Raw genomic sequence first — 17417 nt, forward strand, 5'->3', positions numbered from 1 at the left:
AAAACTTTGTTACATATTTGTTACGAGCTTGTCAGAGCTGCTTACATAGGATTATGTAAGTGTGTTTATATAAATGTTGAGGAAAATGGCAAACAATGATATTAAAGAAACAGTGCAAGCGGGACCTACAAAAAGGTTCTTCGTGGAAATGATAACAAGAGATATAGAGCTACAAGACTCAATCCTTGACTTGTTAGACAATTGCGTAGATGGGGTCTTGCGAAGTATACGGGGTCAAATAGTTAAAGAGAAGCCATACGAGGGATTTAAAGCTGAAATTATATTTAACGAAAAAGAATTTATAATACGAGATAATTGTGGAGGCATACCTGAAAGCGTTGCAAAAAATCAGGCTTTCATGCTGGGTAGAGCAAGTAAAGTTGATGATAGTATACCGACAGTAGGTATGTATGGTATTGGCATGAAGCGAGCCATCTTCAAAATGGGGAGGTCTTGTAAAGTCATATCTGAAACAAGCGATAATGCTTTTAAAGTTGAAATTACACCTGAATGGATGAGTAATGACAACGTGTGGGAGTTAGAGTTAGTACATACAGATAAAGTCGGTAAAAATGGGACAAGCATCCATATAGAGAATTTACTGCCGAATATCTCAGAGCTATTCAAGAAAGATAGGCCTATTTTCGAAGATTTACCTAGGATAATAGCTCAACATTATAGTTTTATCATTGAAAAAGGGTTTACTGTTTATGTTAATGGACACGAAATAAAACCCAAAAAAGTGGGACTACTTGTTTCTCCTGATGGAGAGTTCCAATCCCGGTCTTTAACTCCATACATATATAAAGGAAATTTAGATGACGGTTTAATGGTTTCTCTTGCAGTTGGTTTTCACAAACCCATGATAGATAGTGATGATTTAGATGAAGAACAGAAAACTAGACGTAGTTCAGCAGATGCGGGTTGGACTATAGTGTGTAACGATAGAGTTGTATTGTATAATGACAAAACAATTCTGACTGGATGGGGAGAGGCTGGAGTTCCATCTTATCATACACAATTTATTGGTATATTAGGTATCGTATTTTTTAACTCAAATGATGCAAGTAAATTGCCTCTAACTACAACTAAAAGAGGTGTAGAGACTTCTTCCAAAAATTATCTTTATGTGAAAAACTATATGCGGGAAGGATTGAAAAAGTTTACTGATTATACTAACTACTGGAAGGGAGAGAAAGAAACACAGAGGGCTTATGCTGAGTCAGCTAAGGTTGTTGACTTTAAAGAATTAGTGAGTGCGGATGCTAACAACATGTGGACAAGCATTCAGAATAGAGCAAAGGAGAAGAAACTTAATTTACCTCTGATGAGACCTGTATTAAACGATCCCTTAACTCAAATTAAATTTTATAGAAAAATTAGTGAAATAGAGAAAGTTAAGTTGTCATTTTATGAGTCTGATAGTGATGCTAAACCATCAGATATTGGAGCAGCTTGTTTTGACTATTTTTTAAACCGTCAGTCTGGCAATGAGTAGTGGAGGATTTGTATTTTATCATCAACGACAAAACAAAGCCGTTGAGCGTCAATTGTTTATTGATCTACTCGTAAAGGTAAATAGATCACTACCTATTAGTGAGTACTCATACGTAAGTTTTGGGGGAACCTATTTCGAGGATTTTAAACTAATGCACTCGTATTTTGACAGTATGAATATGTTTTCTATCGAGTCAGAAAAAATAGTTTACCAACGTCAACTATTTAACACTCCATATTCATGTATAAGTGTTAACAATACGGTAAGTAGTTCATTCATAACTGATTATAATCAAGATGCGAATAGTATTTTATGGCTTGATTTCGCTGACTCGAGAGCCCATAGAGAACAACTCGGAGAGTTTGAGTCTTTTTTAACAAAGGCTTGGTCTGGTGATATAGTTAAGATTACTCTTAATGCTAACCCCGGAGCACTTGTTGATGGTAGTCAAACAAACAAAGTAACTGGTAAACGCTACTTGGCTGATGAATTAAATCAGGCTCGGTTAGATAAATTGAAAACAAGAATCGAAGATTTCCTGCCAAAAAATGTCACACCAAATGACATGAAAAAGGATTCATATCCAGCACTTCTTCACAATGTTATAAAGTACGTATCATCTAAGGCAATGGCGTCTAGACCAGATTCCACGGTTTTTCAACCACTTACATCATTTTATTATTCAGATTCAGGCAATCAAATGATGACTATGACTGGTGCTATATTGGAGGAAGAACGAGTTAAGAGTTTTATAGATGAAACCAAGCTAGCGAATTGGAATCTGTCAACTTTAGAATGGGGCAGTTGTAAGAAAATTTCTGTTCCTCCTCTCACTTCAAAGGAGAAATCATTTATAGATCAAATGCTCCCAAATAGTAGTACTAGTGATATTATTGATGCTTTAGGCTTTTCTTTTGCAGAGGACGATAAATTAAACCAAGAGATGGTTGAAGGATATAGACAATATTATCGTTATTATCCATCTTTTCACAAAGTGACTTTCTAAAGATACTTTCGTATTGTACTTAGAACATGTTCCGCAACAATTGGACTTACACTGTTCCCTATCTGTCTAAAGCTGTGCCATTTTGTGGGATGAAATGAGAACCAATCTGGAAACCCTTGTAGTCTAGCGGCTTCGCGTGGATTAATTACACGAGCTTCAGAATAATGAATAGGCCGTACCGCTTGAAAACTGCCTTTTTCTCTACTAGTGCCAGCTCGTATTGTAGGGCAGTAACCTAGAGGATTCAACCTTACAGACTTTGAGATATAATCCTGTTGACCAGGTAGTAAACTCGAATACCTGGCTGCGACTTCTTTACTATGAATTGTTCCTAAAAAACCAGAAACTTCTTTACCTTGGTGAAGGCGCTTAATATTATATGGAGATCCAACACCTATTGGTATACGGTCTAGTACAGATTCTATAAAACGTCCTCCAACGTTAATATCTACCTTTTGCCAGCTACTTTTCTCGTCTTGCCACGCTGGATCGGTGAAAGTGGGCAAGCCAATAAGTGCTTTCTCAACCACTGTCAATTCAGTTGATGAATCTGGCTTAAAATGACTAACAGATAAAGCATACTTGTATTTTTTGGGATTGTAGCCAACAAAGAAAATTCTGGTACGCGAGGTTGGTGCACCGTAAAGGTTAGCTTTAATTGAGATGGGCTCCAAAAGCTCGTATTCATCTTTGATCCAAGAAAATGCATTTTCTCTTACAAGGTCGTATCTTCTATGCATTATTCCAGGTACGTTTTCCGCTACAAAAAAACTAGGTTTGGTTTCGTGTACCAGTCTGAAAAAGTGGTTGAAAAGATCATTTCTTATGTCATCAGTATTTCTAGGTCCGATGACGCTAAAACCTTGGCATGGCGGCCCACCGATTAGTCCATCTAGCTCACCCTCTAAGAGCCCAGATGCATCCAATAATTGCCTTCCTGAAAGCGCAGAAACATCTATTGCGAGATGAGAAGTGTTTGGAAAGTTGACAGCATGCGCGTTGATTGCATACGAGTCTATTTCGACTGCTGAAGAAACATTGAATCCGGCCCTGGCTGCACCTAAGCTCAAGCCTCCAACGCCAGCAAACAAGTCTATAACTTTAGGAATGTTATTCATAAATGCCCAAAGTTCGGAAATATTTGAACAACTAAAAGTGTAGTTTAAATTTAGGATTAAGTTGGCTGATAACTGACTGCCACTTAACGCATTAATTGACAGCTAGTTATTAGCCGTGTATTAAAATAATGAATTGAAGTAATTAATCCAATTTAACAAAATCCATCGGTTTTGACGTAGAAGCGGAAGTAATGAGCCAATAAGTAATAGCCTGTATAAAACACTTTATTACTTATTTTAGCTGCGAAGTCGGATTAATGATGCAGTTTGTCAGTAAACGACTTCTCTAGCCACCCGCTCCTCATTAGCTTTACCATAGTAGCGGACGTGCTTAGTAGTGGTATGGCCGAGCATAGCGTCCACGCTTTCCTCTGACACACCGAGCTCATTGAGCATGAGGTTAGTGAAGGTTTTGCGGGCCACCTTAACAGTTAGTTTGGTTTTGATGCCTGCCAGGTGCTGAGTTTGCTTTAACCAGTCGTTAAAGCCGGAGTTACTGATTTTGGGCAGTTTCTCCACGCTGCCATATTTGGCAAATCCTGTGTTGGCTTCGTCGCACAAATAGACGTATGCGCTTATGAATTGATGGGTGAGATACCTACTTGGCGTTGTTGGCTATTCTGTTGGCTAGCCAAAACAAAAAACGGGTTAAGCGTATGGCTTAACCCGTTGTAATGAAGTGTATTATCTGGTGCACTCGTAGGGATTCGAACCCCAAACCTCCTGATCCGTAGTCAGGTGCTCTATCCAATTGAGCTACGAATGCATTTCCCGTTGATTGGGAGTGCAAAAGTAGGGAGAAAAAAGGCGTCTGTCAACCTATCGGCCCGAAAAATTTGCTTTCCGCTTCATCAGAAAGGCACCAATCCCCTCGGCAGCATCGGCCGAGCGACCCAATGCGTCCTGATTTTCAGCTTCCTGCTCCAGCTGGTGGTCGAGGTCCGAATACAGCGATTGATTCAAAACTTTTTTCAATGCTCCAATCGCGCGGGTAGGGGCGGTGGCGTAATAGCCCACCACCTCCGCTACGGCTGCGTCGAGGCTAGCCGGGGGAACCGAGCGGCTGACGAGGCCGATCTGGGCCGCTTCGGGGCCGTAAACGCGTCGGCCGGTGCTGCTCAGTTCAAAAGCCCGCTGCGGGCCCACCAGACGCGGCAGAAAGAACGTAGAACCGGCGTCGGGCATGAGGCCGATGTTGATGAAGATCTGGCTGAAATAAGCCTCGTCGGTGCAGATAACGACGTCGCAGGCCAGGGCCAGCGAACAGCCCGCCCCGGCCGCTACGCCGTTGATTCGCCCCACAACGGGTTTGGGCAGGTTGCGGATGGCCCGGATCATGGGGTGATAGCCGTTCCGCAGCGACTCGCCCAGGTTCATCGTTCCGCCCGAGGCTGCCGCGCTGGCGAACCCTTCTTTCAGGTCGGCACCGGAGCAGAAGGCTTTGTCGCCCGCGCCGGTCAGCACCACGACCCGTACGCGGTCGTCGGCCCCGGCGGCTTCCATGGCGCTGGTGATATCCCGGATCAGACCGGGGCTAAGGGCGTTGTAGACCTGGGGCCGGTTGAGGGTAATGCGGCAAACGCCGTCGGCCAGTTCGTAGAGCAGTGTATCGTACATGATCGGTAAGGGTTAGTCAGGATACTACTAGATAAACCAGAATACGGCCAGCAGGCTGATGGCCACCCCCAGCGCCAGCCCGGCCAGGATCTGCCCCGGCGTATGGGCGTTGAGCTTGAGCCGCGCACTGCCCACCAGGCCCGCCAGCAGCACCAGCAGCAGTAGCGGAAAAAACAGATCGGTCAGGCTGAACTTCAGCATCAGCCCGCCAATACCGCCCAGTACGCCCCCCAGCCCGACGCCGTGGGCGCTGATTTGCCAGTACAGACTGATCAGCCCGACCAGCAGAATCGATACGGCAATACTGCCCAGCAGAATTGCTATTTCGGGCGCTACGGTCGAGACGAGCTGCATCCGGAAGGCAAACAGATAAGCCACAAAGGTGTAGATGAGCGCCGTCAGAAAATAGGGCAGCCGACGGTCGGCCAGGGTTTCGAGCTGCAGGCTGCTGACGTAGCCCGTACGAACCAGATAAACGATCAGCAGCGAGGGCACCGCAAAGGTGCCGATGAAGATCAGCACCAGCAGGCTGAGCCGCAGGGCCGGCGAAAACGCATCCATACCGACTACACCGGGTGCCTGAAACAGCAACAGGCCGAACAGCAGTGTCGGCATGAGCAGGGGGTGCAGCAGAATCGAGAGGAAGCGGGCGAACGAGGTTGTCAATGAATAACGATGAATGATAGATGATGAATTCGTTTTGGGGAGCCTGCGGCTGGGTTGCAAAGTTAACCGTCCTGGCTGTTGTCACTCATCATCCATCCTCCATAATTCGGTGTTCCTATAACTGTTTTCGCAAGCGGGCTACGGGAATGTTGAGCTGCTCGCGGTATTTGGCCACGGTACGGCGGGCAATGTTGTAGCCGCGGTCGTTCAGAATCTTCTCGAGCTTATCGTCCGAGAGCGGGTTCATCTTGGGTTCGCTGTCGATGAGGTCTTTCAGGATATTCTTCACCTCGCGGCTGCTGACGTCTTCTCCCGTATCGGTCGAGATCCCTTCCGAGAAGAAATACTTGAGCGGATAAATGCCGAACTCGGTCTGTACGGCCTTGCTGTTGGCCACCCGCGACACGGTCGATACGTCCATGTCGATGAGGGTGGCAATGTCTTTCAGGATCATGGGCCGCAGCTTCGACTCGTCGCCGGTCAGGAAGAAGTCGTACTGGAACCGCACGATGGCGTTCATGGTCTTGAGCAGGGTCTGCTGCCGCTGTTTGATGGCGTCGATGAACCATTTGGCTGCATCGAGTTTCTGCTTCACGAACGAGACCGTTTCGCGCAGGGATTTGTTTTGCTTGCTGCTCTTGTCGTAGGTATCGAGCATGTCGGCAAACGACCGGCTGATGCGCAGTTCGGGCGCGTTCTTGGAGTTCAGCGTCAGTTCGAGCTTGCCGTTGCTGTTGGTCAGGATAAAGTCCGGTATGAGGTACTGCACGTTGCCGGCTTCGCCTTCTACCGACCCCGGCTTGGGGTTGAGCTTGATGATCACATCGACGACCCGTTTCAGCGATTCGTCGCTGATGTTGAGCCGTCGCTGAATTTTGTCGTAGTGTTTCTTCGAGAACTCATCGAAAAAATCTTCGATGATGCGGATGGCCAGTACGTTGTAGGGGTCCGACTGATCTTTGCGCCGGAGTTGCAGCAGCAGGCATTCCTGGAGCGAGCGGGCGGCAATACCCGGCGGGTCGAAGGTCTGGATCTTATGCAGCACTTCCTGAATTTCTTCGGCGTCGGTGAATACGTTCTGCGAAAACGCCAGATCGTTCACGATGGCCTGCATAGATCGTCGGATGTAGCCGTCGGCCTCGATACTGCCAATCAGCTGCAGACCGATGATCCGCTGTTCCTCGCTGAGCGAGAGGTAGCCAAACTGCTGAAGCAGCGAGTCGGTCAGGCTCGAGCTGGTGGCCAGCGGCATGTCGCGCTCTTCTTCGCTGTAGTTGCCGTCGCCCTGCATCTTGTAGCCGGCATAATCTTCACCCTGCAGGTAGCTGTCGATATCGAGATCGTCGGTGCGGTCTTTATACTCGTCGTCGCCGAAGTCATCGTCGAACGGATCGTCCTCTTTCTGATCGAATTCGTCGTCCATGCCCTCTTCCAGCGCCGGGTTGATTTCCAACTCCTCTTCGATGCGGGTATCCAGTTCGGCAGTAGGAATCTGCAACAGCTTTATGAACTGAATCTGCTGGGGCGATAACTTCTGCTGAAGAGACTGGGAAAGGCTTAACTTCTGCATGGTAGTGATGTTTCAAATCGGGTAGGGGTGTCAACAGGGATTGGCGGCTCCAGTCGGCAAAATGCCCCTCACAATTATCAGACCAATTTAGTTATGATTTTGTTTAGGGCCACAAAAAAAATACAATAACTCGTTCAGAATTAATGATTTGCCCAAAAAAAGTACTTCGTTAATGGCCCCGGATAGTAGGTAAATTGTTGATAAATAGTTAGTTAGCTGGGCCCTTTCGGGGGGCAGCCCGAGAGAATAAAACTGGCACCATTTTTTATACCTTAGCGGCATGACAAACAAGCTATACGACACCTCGCTGAGTCTGCTCACTGATCTCTACCAGGTCACCATGGCCTATGGGTACTGGAAATCAGGCACTGCCGAAAAAGAAGCGGTCTTCAACCTGTACTTCCGGAAAAACCCGTTCGGCGGAGGCTATACGATAGCCTGTGGACTTAGTAATGTAATCGGCTACGTCGAACAGTTCAGTTTTTCGCGGAAAGACCTGCGGTATCTCCGTACCCTCACCGGCAACGACGGGCAGCCGTTGTTCGAGGAGGCTTTTATCGAGTACCTGGCCGCGCTGAAGCTGAGCTGCACCATCGATGCCATCCCCGAAGGAACGGTCGTATTTCCCAACGAGCCGCTGGTGCGGGTACGCGGGCCCATCCTGCAGTGTCAGCTGCTCGAAACGCCCCTCCTGAACCTGGTCAACTTCGAGTCGCTGATTGCTACCAAGGCGGCCCGGCTCCGGCTGGTTGCCGAGTCGGACACGCTGCTGGAGTTCGGACTGCGCCGGGCACAGGGGATCGATGGCGGCATGACGGCCAGCCGGGCGGCCTATATCGGTGGCTGCGACGCTACCTCGAACGTGCTGGCGGGCAAACTCTACGACATTCCGGTTCGGGGTACCCACGCCCACAGCTGGGTCATGTCCTTCGACGATGAGCAGCAGGCGTTCGATACCTACGCGCAGGTGCTGCCCAACAACGTTACCCTGCTCGTTGACACCTACGATACGCTGGACGGGGTGCGGCATGCCATCGAAACGGGGCATAAACTCCGGGCCAGGGGCTACCGGCTGGCCGGCATCCGGCTCGACTCCGGCGATCTGGCCTACCTTAGCATCGAAGCCCGTAAACTGCTCGATGAGGCTGGTTTTACCGATACCAGCATCGTGGCCAGTAACGACCTCGACGAGACGATCATCACCAGTCTGAAGCAGCAGGGGGCTAAAATTACGGTTTGGGGCGTAGGCACCAAACTGGTTACGGCTTTCGATCAGCCAGCGCTGGGGGGCGTCTATAAGCTGGCCGCGCTCCGCACGGGGGATGCCCACAAGCCCTGGGACTATAAGATCAAACTGTCGGAGCAGGCTATCAAAACCTCGACTCCGGGCATTCAGCAGGTGCGCCGGTACAGCGACGAGCGGGGCTTTCTGGCCGATATGATTTTCGATGCGACGCTGAACGGCACCCACCAGCCCACCACCATGATCGACCCGCTCGACTTCACCAAACGTCGGCGCTTCGACGCGCATGCGGCTTTCGAGGATCTGCTGGTGCCCATCTTTGCGGCCGGCCAGTGCGTGTACGATAAACCCGATATCCACGCCATCCGGGCGCGGGTGCAGGCGCAGCTGGCCGCGCTTCACCCCGGCGTTAAACGACTCGTCAACCCGCATACCTACCCCGTCGGACTGGAACGACACCTGCACGACCTCAAAACCGCGCTTATTCTCGAACGACGAGGGGAGTAAGAGCTGGATTTTTGGTGAAAGAGGCTACCGCGTATGATGCGTGCCGTTGTCGACGTGTACCACATAGGCCCGGCCACCGGCCTGCTCGATGGCGTCGGCTACCGCGATGGGGTTTTCGGGTGCGTAGGCAAACATGCAGCCACCACCGCCCGACCCGTTGATCTTGCCACCCAGCGCGCCGGCTGCGAGGGCAGCGTCGAGCATCCGGTCTATTTTAGGGGTGCTGATACGCTGGGCGTCGCGGAGGTTGGCGTGGTGGTCGGTCAGGAGCTGGCCGAACCGCCGGTGGTCGAGCGCATCGGCCTGTAACACCGTCAGCGCATCGCGCAGGATGTCGCGGTTGGAAAGGTTGCCTTTCAGCAGGATGTACTCGTCTTTGGTCAGGCTGTCTTTGAACTCGGTCGCGTCGGTCAGGGTCGAGTGGTGCAGCGAGAAGTCGGGGTTCACCGTTCTGATGCGGGCCAGGATGTCGAGCATGCCGTACTTGACCCGGCTCAGAATCCCGATCGTATCTTTCGGCTCCTGCGAATCGCCCAGTACGAAGGTGCCGAGCTGGGACGCCGGGCTGCGGGGCTCCAGGCTGACCAGCCGGATCTGCGGCTGCGATTCGAGGTAGATCACCTGCCCAACGGCCGTGGCGTAATGGTCCATCATACCGCCGGGTTCGCCAAATTCAAGCACTTCGGCTGCGTAGGCCAGCTCGGCCAGCTGCGTGGGTGGCAGGGAACGCGGCTGGTCGGCCAGCTGGGTCAGCACATCGAGCCAGGTCACCAGCAGCGCCGACGAACTCGACGTGCCTGCGTTGATGGGAATGGTACCGTGAACCTCGCCCAGAACCCCCCGCGAAAAGGTAAAACCCTCGCGCAGCAGCACGTTGACCGCCGACCGGAAGTAATCCCGATCCTGCGGATACGTCAGCGGAGAGCCGTCGAACGGAATCGTTACCGTACTGCCGATGTCGGGCAGGCTGAGCCGAAACCCTGTTTCGGGGATAGAGGTGGCCTCGATCTGAATCCGGCGCGAGATGGCGGCCGCTATGACGGGTAACCCTAGATAATCCTGATGTTCGCCGAACAGGCAGATACGGCCGGGGGTAGAACTGGTCATCGGAACAAAAAAGCAGACAGGGACTTACCAGCTCGTTTTTTTGTAGCCCGACACGGCATAGTACAGGATGAAGCCGAAGAGGGGCAGCAGCATGGCATAGGCCAGTTGCGGGCTGTACGTATCGGTCAGATACCCGTGGAGCAGGGGCAGCAGCGCTCCGCCCGAAATGCCCATGATCAGCAGGGCCGACCCGAGTTTGGTGAAGCGGCCCAGGCGGTTGAGCGCCAGCGGCCAGAGCGCCGGCCAGATCGGGGCGAGACCAAAACCCAGCAGCGCTACGCACAGGACCGAGGTAAAACCGCTGGTCAGCAGGGTAGCTACCGTCAGTACCAGCCCGTAGGCGGCTCCGAACCGCAGTGCCGTTTGCTGCGAGATCACTTTGGGGATCAGCACGATACCCAGCACGTAGCCCGCCAGCAGGCCGTACAGCGTATAGGTCGTGAAATATTTGGCTTCGTCGTTATCAAAACCCAGCGCTTTACCGTAGTTGATGATGGTATCGCCCGCAATGACCTCGGCACCCACGTAACAGAACAGAGCCGCTACGCCCAGCACCAGGTTGGGAAACTGCCAGACGCTGGTATGCGCCACCGTATCGGCGGGCGCGTCGTCCTGCTCTTCCGAAACCTCAGGCAAGTTTGAAAACCGAATCAGGCCCGCCAGCACTACCAGTACGCCCGTCAAAATCAGATAGGGCGACACCACCTTTTCGAGCGAAGCAGCCCCCGATACGGCATTGGCCCCCGTCAGCAGCAGCCCGCCAAACACGAACTGGCTGATGATACCGGCCAGCTTATTGGCAATACCCATGAAGCTGATGCGCTGGGCGGCACTTTCGCGTGGACCCAGAATGGTAGCGTAGGGGTTAGAGGCCGTTTGCAGCACCGTCAGCCCGATGCCGATCAGAAATAGACCGACCAGAAAAAGCGGGTACGATACGGCTTTGGCCGCCGGCACGAAAATAAGCGTACCGACCGCCATCACCAGCAAACCCAGCGACATGCCACTTTTAAAACCCGTTCGCTTCAACACCGCCGACGACGGAATGGCCATGAGCGTATAGGAGATAAAGAACGCAAAGGCAACCAGGTTGGAACCAACGGTGCTGAGGTCGAAGGCCTGCTTGAAAAACGCAATTAGGACGCTGTTGACCCAGGTCACGAAGCCGAATATGAAAAAGAGGGCGCCGATGATGAGCAGCGGGCCGGTGTAATTCTGGGGTTTGGAAGGGGCAGTTACCATGTCTGGGAGAGCAACAAAAAACGATGGGCTAATGAACAGAAAACGACCGGTGTCGAAGAGACGGCAGGCATTCGCTAGCCAATATTATTAAATTTTTTCAAAAATTGTCGTTTAACCCGAAAACCGGTGGGTTGGTCTTCCATTTGCCCCGGGTGAAGTCGGGAATATCGACCGCTTTGCTGTTCCCGGCAATGCTTTGTTCGGACAGGGGGCTGATGGCGCTCCAGACGGCTGCGTCATAGACGTCGATCGGAACGGGGCCTTTGGCTTTGACGGCTTCGATAAACGCCCGCAAGACGAAAAAGTCGATGCCGCCATGCCCGGCTTTGTCGGCGGTTTGGGAGTGCCGTTTCCAGAGCGGGTGGTCGTATTTCTCCTGATAGGCGGCAAAAGGCTCCCAGGTGTGGGCTTTGGGCGAGGTACCTTCGAGGTAGATCATGTCGTTATCGTCCATCCAGATACCCTGCGTGCCCTGCGCCCGGAAGCCGAGCGAGTAGGGGCGGGGTGAGTTGGTGTCGTGCATGATCACGATGTTTTCGCCGTTGGCGCACTCGATCATGGTCGTTACCACATCGCCGAGTTTGAAGTTGACTTTGGCGTTGGGGTGGTCGGCTCCGCCCTTGTCGACAACGTACTTATGCAGCCCGCGGCTTTTGGTGGCCATACTGGTTAGCCGGACGAAGCGGTTGCCCCGGTTGATGTTGAGCCAGTGGGCCACCGGACCGAGGCCGTGGGTTGGGTACAGATCCCCGTTGCGGTCTACGGAGTGTTGGGTGCGCCAGCGGGCTTCCGAAAAGCCTTTTTCGCCGAACTCGACCCCACCGCCATAGGCTTTTTTGCCGTCGTTGAACTTCACTTCGCGCAGGTCGTGCTGGTAGCCGCAGTGGGCGTAGGTCATTTCGCCGAACAGGCCCTGCCGGATCATGTTGAGTACCGCCAGCACGTCGCGCCGGTAGCAGACGTTCTCCAGAATCATGCAGGGCATCTTTGTTTTCTCGGAGGTGTTGACCAGATCCCACGACTCCTGAAGCGTTACCGTTGCCGATACTTCAACCGCTGCGTACTTGCCGGCTTTCATGGTCGCTACGGCCATGGGTACGTGCCATTCCCAGGGGGTAGCAATCACGACGCCGTCGAGGTCGTCGCGTTTGAGCATCTGCAAAAAGGCTTCGCTGCCTTTGGTATAGGCTTCGGGCAGCGGTCGGCCCGCTTTCTGGATCATGGCGTTGGTGCGGGCAATGCTGTCCGGGTCAACGTCGCAGATGGCCGGAATGACAACGTCGTCGCGATACAGTGCCTGTTCTACATGACTGCGTCCGCGCAGGCCGACGCCAATGAAGCCAAGCCGGACTTTGGTGTCGGCCTGGGCAGCCTGTCCGGCGCGGCTGGTCAGTACCGTCGGGAAAATAGATGCGGCTGTGCCGGTGAGGGCGGCCGTACGGATAAACTGGCGTCGGGTGGTGGCGGTCATGGGGATTAGGTTAGGACTACTTCAGGAATCACGACCGGAAATATACGGATTATCACCAAACCGGATGCCGCTGCCGGTGTCTAGAAATTCCACCAGACCTCGGTCGGGTAGGCCACACCCAGTACCACCGGCTCACCAATTCGGGGGGTCGTTACGGGAAGCCCCACCGCGCGGGCGCGTTCTGTAAACCGTTGTATGGGCTCGTTCCAGGGGTGGTAGGCCAGCGCGAACTTACTCCAGTGAACGGGTAAAACGGTTTTAGCCTTCAGATCCTGACCGGCCTTCACGACCTCTTCGGGAAACATATGAATATTGGGCCAGTCGCGGCCGTACTGACCGCATTCCAGAATAGCCAGATCGAACGGGCCGTAGGTAGCGCCTATTTTGGCAAACTGTTCGTCGTAGCCCGAGTCGCCCCCCAGAAACAGCCGGTAGCCGTGCAGGTCGAGGACGAACGATGTCCAGAAGGTTTTGCCGCGGGTCAGGCCCCGTCCCGAGAAGTGTCGCGCCGGGGTAGACGTGAGCCGGATGCTATCGGCCACGGCCTGCGTTTCCCACCAGTCGAACTCAACGATGCGGTCGGCTGGCACGCCCCAGCGTTCGAGGTGGGCACCAACGCCCAGGGCGGTATAGAACCGTTTAACTTTTGGTATGAGCCGGGTAATGGTCTGGTAATCGAGGTGATCGTAATGATCGTGCGACAGCACCAGCATGTCGATGGCGGGCATATCGTCGGCGCTGTAGGCATCCGAACCCGGAAACGACCGGCCGAAATACCCGATGGGCGACGCGCTGCCGCTCAGGACCGGATCGACCAGAATCGTAACTCCTTTGGACTTGATGAGGTAGGACGAATGCCCGAACCAGACCAGGCTGGGGGTGTCGTCGGGTAAACTGGACAGGGAGGTACGGACGGTAGGGATGGGCCGGGGCGGTTCGTTGGTGGCGGGCTTGTTCAGGAAGTCGCTCATCATGGCGATGTAGGAGGCTCCTTCGCGCATCATGGCCGTGGGGGCGATATTCTGGAAAGCACCGTCGCGGTAGTTGGGCGACTGGCTGATGCGCTCCAGCCGGGCGTCGGCTGGATTCAGGCCAAAAACGGGCTGCTGGAGAAAGATATACCCCCCGATGGCCAGGGTTGCCAGAATGATAAGGGTGATGAGCATGGTGGATTTAAGCGATTTCATGTTAGGCAAACCATGTGGGGTCGGCTTCCGTTCGGTACCCGGGGGAACAAACCGTTTAGAGCGGGCGTTATACAAATAAACCTGCCTACGCTTGTTTAGCTTTTTTAAAGAAATGTTGAACAAGATCCGGTGAAAACGGGTTAAATAGGTATCATTCGCACACGAAAGAGCGGGTTTTCTTCAACGCTCTGCTGTCTGCCTGTGTTGTACACATACTTTGTAACGACAGGTTGATCGAACCATTTTTCGATTACTAGTTTATGGAAACCTCCCGGGCCGATGCCCTGCGGGTGGCTGTGTTTCGGAAAGAGCACTTTAACGCGGCCCATCGTCTGAATAACCCCAACTGGTCAGACGAAAAAAACGCCCGCGTTTACGGCAAGTGCAACAATCCCAATTATCACGGACACAATTACGAGCTGATTGTTCAGGTTACGGGGCCCATCGATCCCGAAACCGGCTATGTCATCGACATGAAAGAGCTCGGTGACCTGATCAAAACGCACGTTACCGACCGCTTCGATCACAAAAATCTCAACCTCGACACCGATGAGTTCGCCGACCTGAACCCGTCGGCCGAAAACATTGCCATCGTTATTCACACAATTTTACGCAACCAGCTGAGCCAGGACCTGGCCCTCAAAATCAGACTTTATGAAACGGAACGGAACTTCGTCGAGTACCCCGCTTAACGGACAGGCTATGAACGGCGTTTCGCTGAACGGAAACCCCATGAACGGTAAACACATGAACGGTAACGGCCTGAATGGTCATCATCACGACGAACTGATTGATGAAATCGGCGACGAACACGGCGCTGCTTCGATTGATACACCCATGCGGCCCGACGCCTTCGATCTGGACGACGATACCAAAATCGACCTGATTGAAGAGCACTTCCGCGAGATCATGAGTATTCTGGGCCTCGACCTGACCGACGACAGCCTCAAAGGATCGCCCCGGCGGGTGGCCAAGATGTACGTCAAGGAAATCTTCCGCGGCCTGGACCCGGCCAACAAACCCGCACCGACCCTGTTCGAGAACAAGTTCCGGTACAACGAGATGCTGGTCGAGAAAGACATTCTGGTGCAGACCTACTGCGAGCACCATTTTGTACCGATCATTGGCAAGGCGCACGTGGCCTACATCTCCAGCGGGAAGGTCATCGGCCTCTCCAAGCTGAACCGGATCGTAGAATATTACAGCAAGCGTCCCCAGGTGCAGGAACGCCTGACGGTTCAGATTGCCGACGAGCTGAAGAAGGTGCTCGAGACCGAAGACGTAGCGGTCATCATCGACGCCAAACACCTCTGCGTGTCGACGCGGGGCGTACACGACGTCAATAGCTCGACCATTACGGCTGCCTACGGGGGCAAGTTCGATGAAGAGGCTACCCGTCAGGAATTATTGCGCTATATCGGCACGTCGAACGTAACTATCTAACCGGTTTGCGGTTTTACAGGGTACCGTCTGGCGTCAGCCAGCGTAGCTGTAAAAACCGCAACCTTTTTTTATGCAAGGCAAAAACATCCTCATTGTCGGGGCGAGTTCGGGCATCGGTCACGCGCTGGCCCGGCAGCTTCAGGAGCAGGGCGCAACCCTGTTCACCGCTGGCCGAACCCAGCCCGAAGGTATCCAGTCGACCCATATGACGTGGGACGTAACCCAGGCCCCGGCGACCGATGCGCTCAACCAGCTGCCCGATACCCTGCATGGGCTGGTCTACTGCCCCGGAACCATCAACCTGAAACCATTTCAGCGGCTCACCCTGGACGACTATTCCAATGATCTGCAGGTAAACGTGCTGGGCGCGGTGTCGGCCATTCATACGGCTTATGCCGCTATCAAGAAGTCGAAGTCGGCCAGTATCGTGCTGTTCAGTACGGTAGCGGCCAAGCTGGGGATGGGTATGCACTCGTCGGTTTCGGTCGCCAAATCGGCGGTGGAAGGACTGACCAAGTCGCTGGCGGCCGAACTGGCTCCGTTTAATGTTCGGGTCAATGCCGTAGCGCCTTCACTGACCGATACGCCGATGGCCAAATTTCTGCTCGGTGACGATACCAAGCGCGAAGCAGCCAACAAACGGCACCCGCTCAACCGGTACGGCTCTCCGGAGGATATTGCCACCATGGCCGCTTATCTGCTCACCGACCAGGCGAGCTGGATTACCGGCCAGATCATCGGGGTCGATGGGGGTATGGGCAGCCTGAAATAAACCTACTTCTCCATTGTAAAGCCGTCTTGTCGGGCATCAGCTCCGGCAAGACGGCTTTTTTGCGTTTAGGCAGGTACCTCCGTCTCGGCTGGGACGGGGGCTTTGATGGTATAAACGGGCGTAGCCGCATAGCGGGGCGCAACGATGACTTCAGTGCTATCCCGGTGCGGGGCAAACTGGGAGGCTACCAGGTCGGGACAGTTGTTTTCTTTGGAGAGGTGAGCCAGCAGGACGTGACTCATATGAGCCGGTTTATGCGCTCTGAACAACGCCAGCGCCTGCTGATTGGAGAGGTGCCCTTTGCCGCCCCGGATGCGCTGCTTCAGAAAATACGGGTATCGACCGTTTTCGAGCATCTCCTCGTCGTAATTGGCTTCCAGAAAGGCGGCATGACACTGGCTGAAATGCTCGATCAGCGACTCACAGGGGTACCCCAGATCCGTGAACACCCCCACGTTGGTCCCCTTATAGCGAACCAGGAAACTGTGTGGGTCGGCGGCATCGTGCAACTTCAGGAAGGCCGACACGCACAAATCGCCGATCCAGACCGGGCTGTCGCTGCGCAGCGGCCTGAGCGGATACGCTTGCGAAGCCAGCCGGGAGTTTTGCAGGGTTCTGGCGGTGATGTATACGGGAAGCTGGTACTTTTTAGCCAGTTGCGGAATGCCGCTGACGTGGTCGGTATGTTCGTGGGAAACGAAAATGGCCTTTACGGTATGTATGGATAAGCCCAGCTGGTCGAGCCGACGTTCGATCTGGCGGCAGGAAATGCCCACATCGATCAGGACGGCTTCGGTGTCGTTGCCAACGTAGTAGCAGTTTCCGTTACTGCCTGAATTAAGCGAGGTGATGTAAAGCGACATGCCGGTACGGAGGGATGAAACGAAACAACAAAAATAGGCAGGAAGAGGTTGCCGACGGCGGCAGTACCGGCACAATTACACAAAAATAAACCGGCCTGCAATTCCTA

General features: G+C 53.0%; 16 protein-coding genes and 1 tRNA gene. 6 read left to right on the top strand and 11 right to left on the bottom strand.

Features of this window, described 5'->3' with window-relative positions:
• Nucleotides 1-85 precede the first annotated feature (85 nt).
• Together B1C80_RS18290 and B1C80_RS18295 are read left to right on the top strand one after the other, a co-directional pair.
• Nucleotides 86-1498: an ATP-binding protein gene (locus B1C80_RS18290; protein ID WP_161492788.1), complete on the top strand. Its 1413-nt coding sequence runs from the start codon at nucleotides 86-88 to the stop codon at nucleotides 1496-1498.
• Nucleotides 1491-2504 carry an O-methyltransferase gene (locus B1C80_RS18295; protein ID WP_077922657.1) on the top strand — a complete coding sequence of 338 codons (1014 nt, stop codon included), beginning with the start codon at nucleotides 1491-1493 and terminating at the stop codon, nucleotides 2502-2504. The genes B1C80_RS18290 and B1C80_RS18295 overlap by 8 nt, the downstream gene beginning before the upstream one ends.
• Here B1C80_RS18295 and B1C80_RS18300 read toward each other — a convergent pair.
• The 6 genes from B1C80_RS18300 to rpoN all read right to left on the bottom strand — a co-directional run bounded on the left by B1C80_RS18300 (nucleotide 2501) and on the right by rpoN (nucleotide 7475).
• Nucleotides 2501-3622, bottom strand: a complete 1122-nt coding sequence (locus tag B1C80_RS18300; RefSeq protein ID WP_077922658.1) for a DNA cytosine methyltransferase — start codon at nucleotides 3620-3622, stop codon at nucleotides 2501-2503. The genes B1C80_RS18295 and B1C80_RS18300 overlap by 4 nt on opposite strands.
• 270 nt (nucleotides 3623-3892) lie before the next feature.
• The gene (locus B1C80_RS18305; protein ID WP_161492789.1) at nucleotides 3893-4183 is read right to left on the bottom strand and encodes a tyrosine-type recombinase/integrase; all 291 of its coding nucleotides are present in this window, start codon (nucleotides 4181-4183) and stop codon (nucleotides 3893-3895) included.
• Between the two features lie 128 nt (nucleotides 4184-4311).
• Nucleotides 4312-4388 (bottom strand) — tRNA-Arg (locus B1C80_RS18310).
• A gap of 53 nt (nucleotides 4389-4441) precedes the next feature.
• Nucleotides 4442-5239, bottom strand: a complete 798-nt coding sequence (locus tag B1C80_RS18315) for an enoyl-CoA hydratase/isomerase family protein (protein ID WP_077922660.1) — start codon at nucleotides 5237-5239, stop codon at nucleotides 4442-4444.
• 27 nt (nucleotides 5240-5266) lie between these two features.
• Nucleotides 5267-5905, bottom strand: a complete 639-nt coding sequence (locus B1C80_RS18320; RefSeq protein ID WP_317126246.1) for a hypothetical protein — start codon at nucleotides 5903-5905, stop codon at nucleotides 5267-5269.
• 115 nt (nucleotides 5906-6020) lie between these two features.
• The gene (gene rpoN, locus B1C80_RS18325) at nucleotides 6021-7475 is read right to left on the bottom strand and encodes an RNA polymerase factor sigma-54 (RefSeq protein WP_077922661.1); all 1455 of its coding nucleotides are present in this window, start codon (nucleotides 7473-7475) and stop codon (nucleotides 6021-6023) included.
• 280 nt (nucleotides 7476-7755) lie between these two features.
• Here rpoN and B1C80_RS18330 point away from each other — a divergent pair, with 280 nt between their 5' ends.
• A complete protein-coding gene (locus tag B1C80_RS18330; protein WP_077922662.1) occupies nucleotides 7756-9225 on the top strand; it encodes a nicotinate phosphoribosyltransferase in 1470 nt (489 codons plus the stop codon).
• Nucleotides 9226-9249: 24 nt separating this feature from the next.
• On the opposite strand, the gene B1C80_RS18335 is transcribed toward B1C80_RS18330, so the two are convergent.
• The 4 genes from B1C80_RS18335 to B1C80_RS18350 form a co-directional block, all read right to left on the bottom strand.
• Complete coding sequence (locus tag B1C80_RS18335) at nucleotides 9250-10332, bottom strand: mevalonate kinase (protein ID WP_077922663.1); 1083 nt, start codon at nucleotides 10330-10332, stop codon at nucleotides 9250-9252.
• 24 nt (nucleotides 10333-10356) lie between these two features.
• A complete protein-coding gene (locus tag B1C80_RS18340) occupies nucleotides 10357-11574 on the bottom strand; it encodes a sugar MFS transporter (RefSeq protein WP_077922664.1) in 1218 nt (405 codons plus the stop codon).
• A gap of 97 nt (nucleotides 11575-11671) precedes the next feature.
• Complete coding sequence (locus tag B1C80_RS18345) at nucleotides 11672-13045, bottom strand: Gfo/Idh/MocA family protein (protein ID WP_077922665.1); 1374 nt, start codon at nucleotides 13043-13045, stop codon at nucleotides 11672-11674.
• 80 nt (nucleotides 13046-13125) lie between these two features.
• Nucleotides 13126-14232, bottom strand: coding sequence for an MBL fold metallo-hydrolase (locus B1C80_RS18350; RefSeq protein WP_077922865.1), 1107 nt, complete (start codon nucleotides 14230-14232; stop codon nucleotides 13126-13128).
• 260 nt (nucleotides 14233-14492) lie between these two features.
• Here B1C80_RS18350 and B1C80_RS18355 point away from each other — a divergent pair, with 260 nt between their 5' ends.
• From B1C80_RS18355 to B1C80_RS18365, 3 genes are all read left to right on the top strand, one after another.
• Nucleotides 14493-14924, top strand: coding sequence for a 6-carboxytetrahydropterin synthase (locus B1C80_RS18355; RefSeq protein WP_077922666.1), 432 nt, complete (start codon nucleotides 14493-14495; stop codon nucleotides 14922-14924).
• The gene (gene folE / locus B1C80_RS18360; protein WP_077922667.1) at nucleotides 14887-15675 is read left to right on the top strand and encodes a GTP cyclohydrolase I FolE; all 789 of its coding nucleotides are present in this window, start codon (nucleotides 14887-14889) and stop codon (nucleotides 15673-15675) included. Before B1C80_RS18355 ends, folE begins: the two co-directional genes overlap by 38 nt.
• Nucleotides 15676-15745: 70 nt before the next feature.
• Entirely contained in the window at nucleotides 15746-16447 is a 702-nt protein-coding gene (locus B1C80_RS18365; protein ID WP_077922668.1) for an SDR family NAD(P)-dependent oxidoreductase, read from the top strand.
• A gap of 65 nt (nucleotides 16448-16512) precedes the next feature.
• Here B1C80_RS18365 and B1C80_RS18370 read toward each other — a convergent pair whose 3' ends face one another.
• A complete protein-coding gene (locus B1C80_RS18370; RefSeq protein ID WP_077922669.1) occupies nucleotides 16513-17310 on the bottom strand; it encodes an MBL fold metallo-hydrolase in 798 nt (265 codons plus the stop codon).
• Nucleotides 17311-17417: the final 107 nt, after the last annotated feature.

This window comes from Spirosoma sp. 209 (assembly GCF_002006735.1).
GTDB classification, from domain to species: domain Bacteria; phylum Bacteroidota; class Bacteroidia; order Cytophagales; family Spirosomataceae; genus Spirosoma; species Spirosoma sordidisoli.

Coding starts and splice junctions, on each gene's coding strand:
- B1C80_RS18290 (WP_161492788.1), top strand. CDS start 86: ATGGCAAACAATGATATTAAAGAAACAGTGCAAGCGGGACCTACAAAA.
- B1C80_RS18295 (WP_077922657.1), top strand. CDS start 1,491: ATGAGTAGTGGAGGATTTGTATTTTATCATCAACGACAAAACAAAGCC.
- B1C80_RS18300 (WP_077922658.1), bottom strand. CDS start 3,622: ATGAATAACATTCCTAAAGTTATAGACTTGTTTGCTGGCGTTGGAGGC.
- B1C80_RS18315 (WP_077922660.1), bottom strand. CDS start 5,239: ATGTACGATACACTGCTCTACGAACTGGCCGACGGCGTTTGCCGCATT.
- rpoN (WP_077922661.1), bottom strand. CDS start 7,475: ATGCAGAAGTTAAGCCTTTCCCAGTCTCTTCAGCAGAAGTTATCGCCC.
- B1C80_RS18330 (WP_077922662.1), top strand. CDS start 7,756: ATGACAAACAAGCTATACGACACCTCGCTGAGTCTGCTCACTGATCTC.
- B1C80_RS18335 (WP_077922663.1), bottom strand. CDS start 10,332: ATGACCAGTTCTACCCCCGGCCGTATCTGCCTGTTCGGCGAACATCAG.
- B1C80_RS18340 (WP_077922664.1), bottom strand. CDS start 11,574: ATGGTAACTGCCCCTTCCAAACCCCAGAATTACACCGGCCCGCTGCTC.
- B1C80_RS18345 (WP_077922665.1), bottom strand. CDS start 13,045: ATGACCGCCACCACCCGACGCCAGTTTATCCGTACGGCCGCCCTCACC.
- B1C80_RS18350 (WP_077922865.1), bottom strand. CDS start 14,232: ATGAAATCGCTTAAATCCACCATGCTCATCACCCTTATCATTCTGGCA.
- B1C80_RS18355 (WP_077922666.1), top strand. CDS start 14,493: ATGGAAACCTCCCGGGCCGATGCCCTGCGGGTGGCTGTGTTTCGGAAA.
- folE (WP_077922667.1), top strand. CDS start 14,887: ATGAAACGGAACGGAACTTCGTCGAGTACCCCGCTTAACGGACAGGCT.
- B1C80_RS18365 (WP_077922668.1), top strand. CDS start 15,746: ATGCAAGGCAAAAACATCCTCATTGTCGGGGCGAGTTCGGGCATCGGT.
- B1C80_RS18370 (WP_077922669.1), bottom strand. CDS start 17,310: ATGTCGCTTTACATCACCTCGCTTAATTCAGGCAGTAACGGAAACTGC.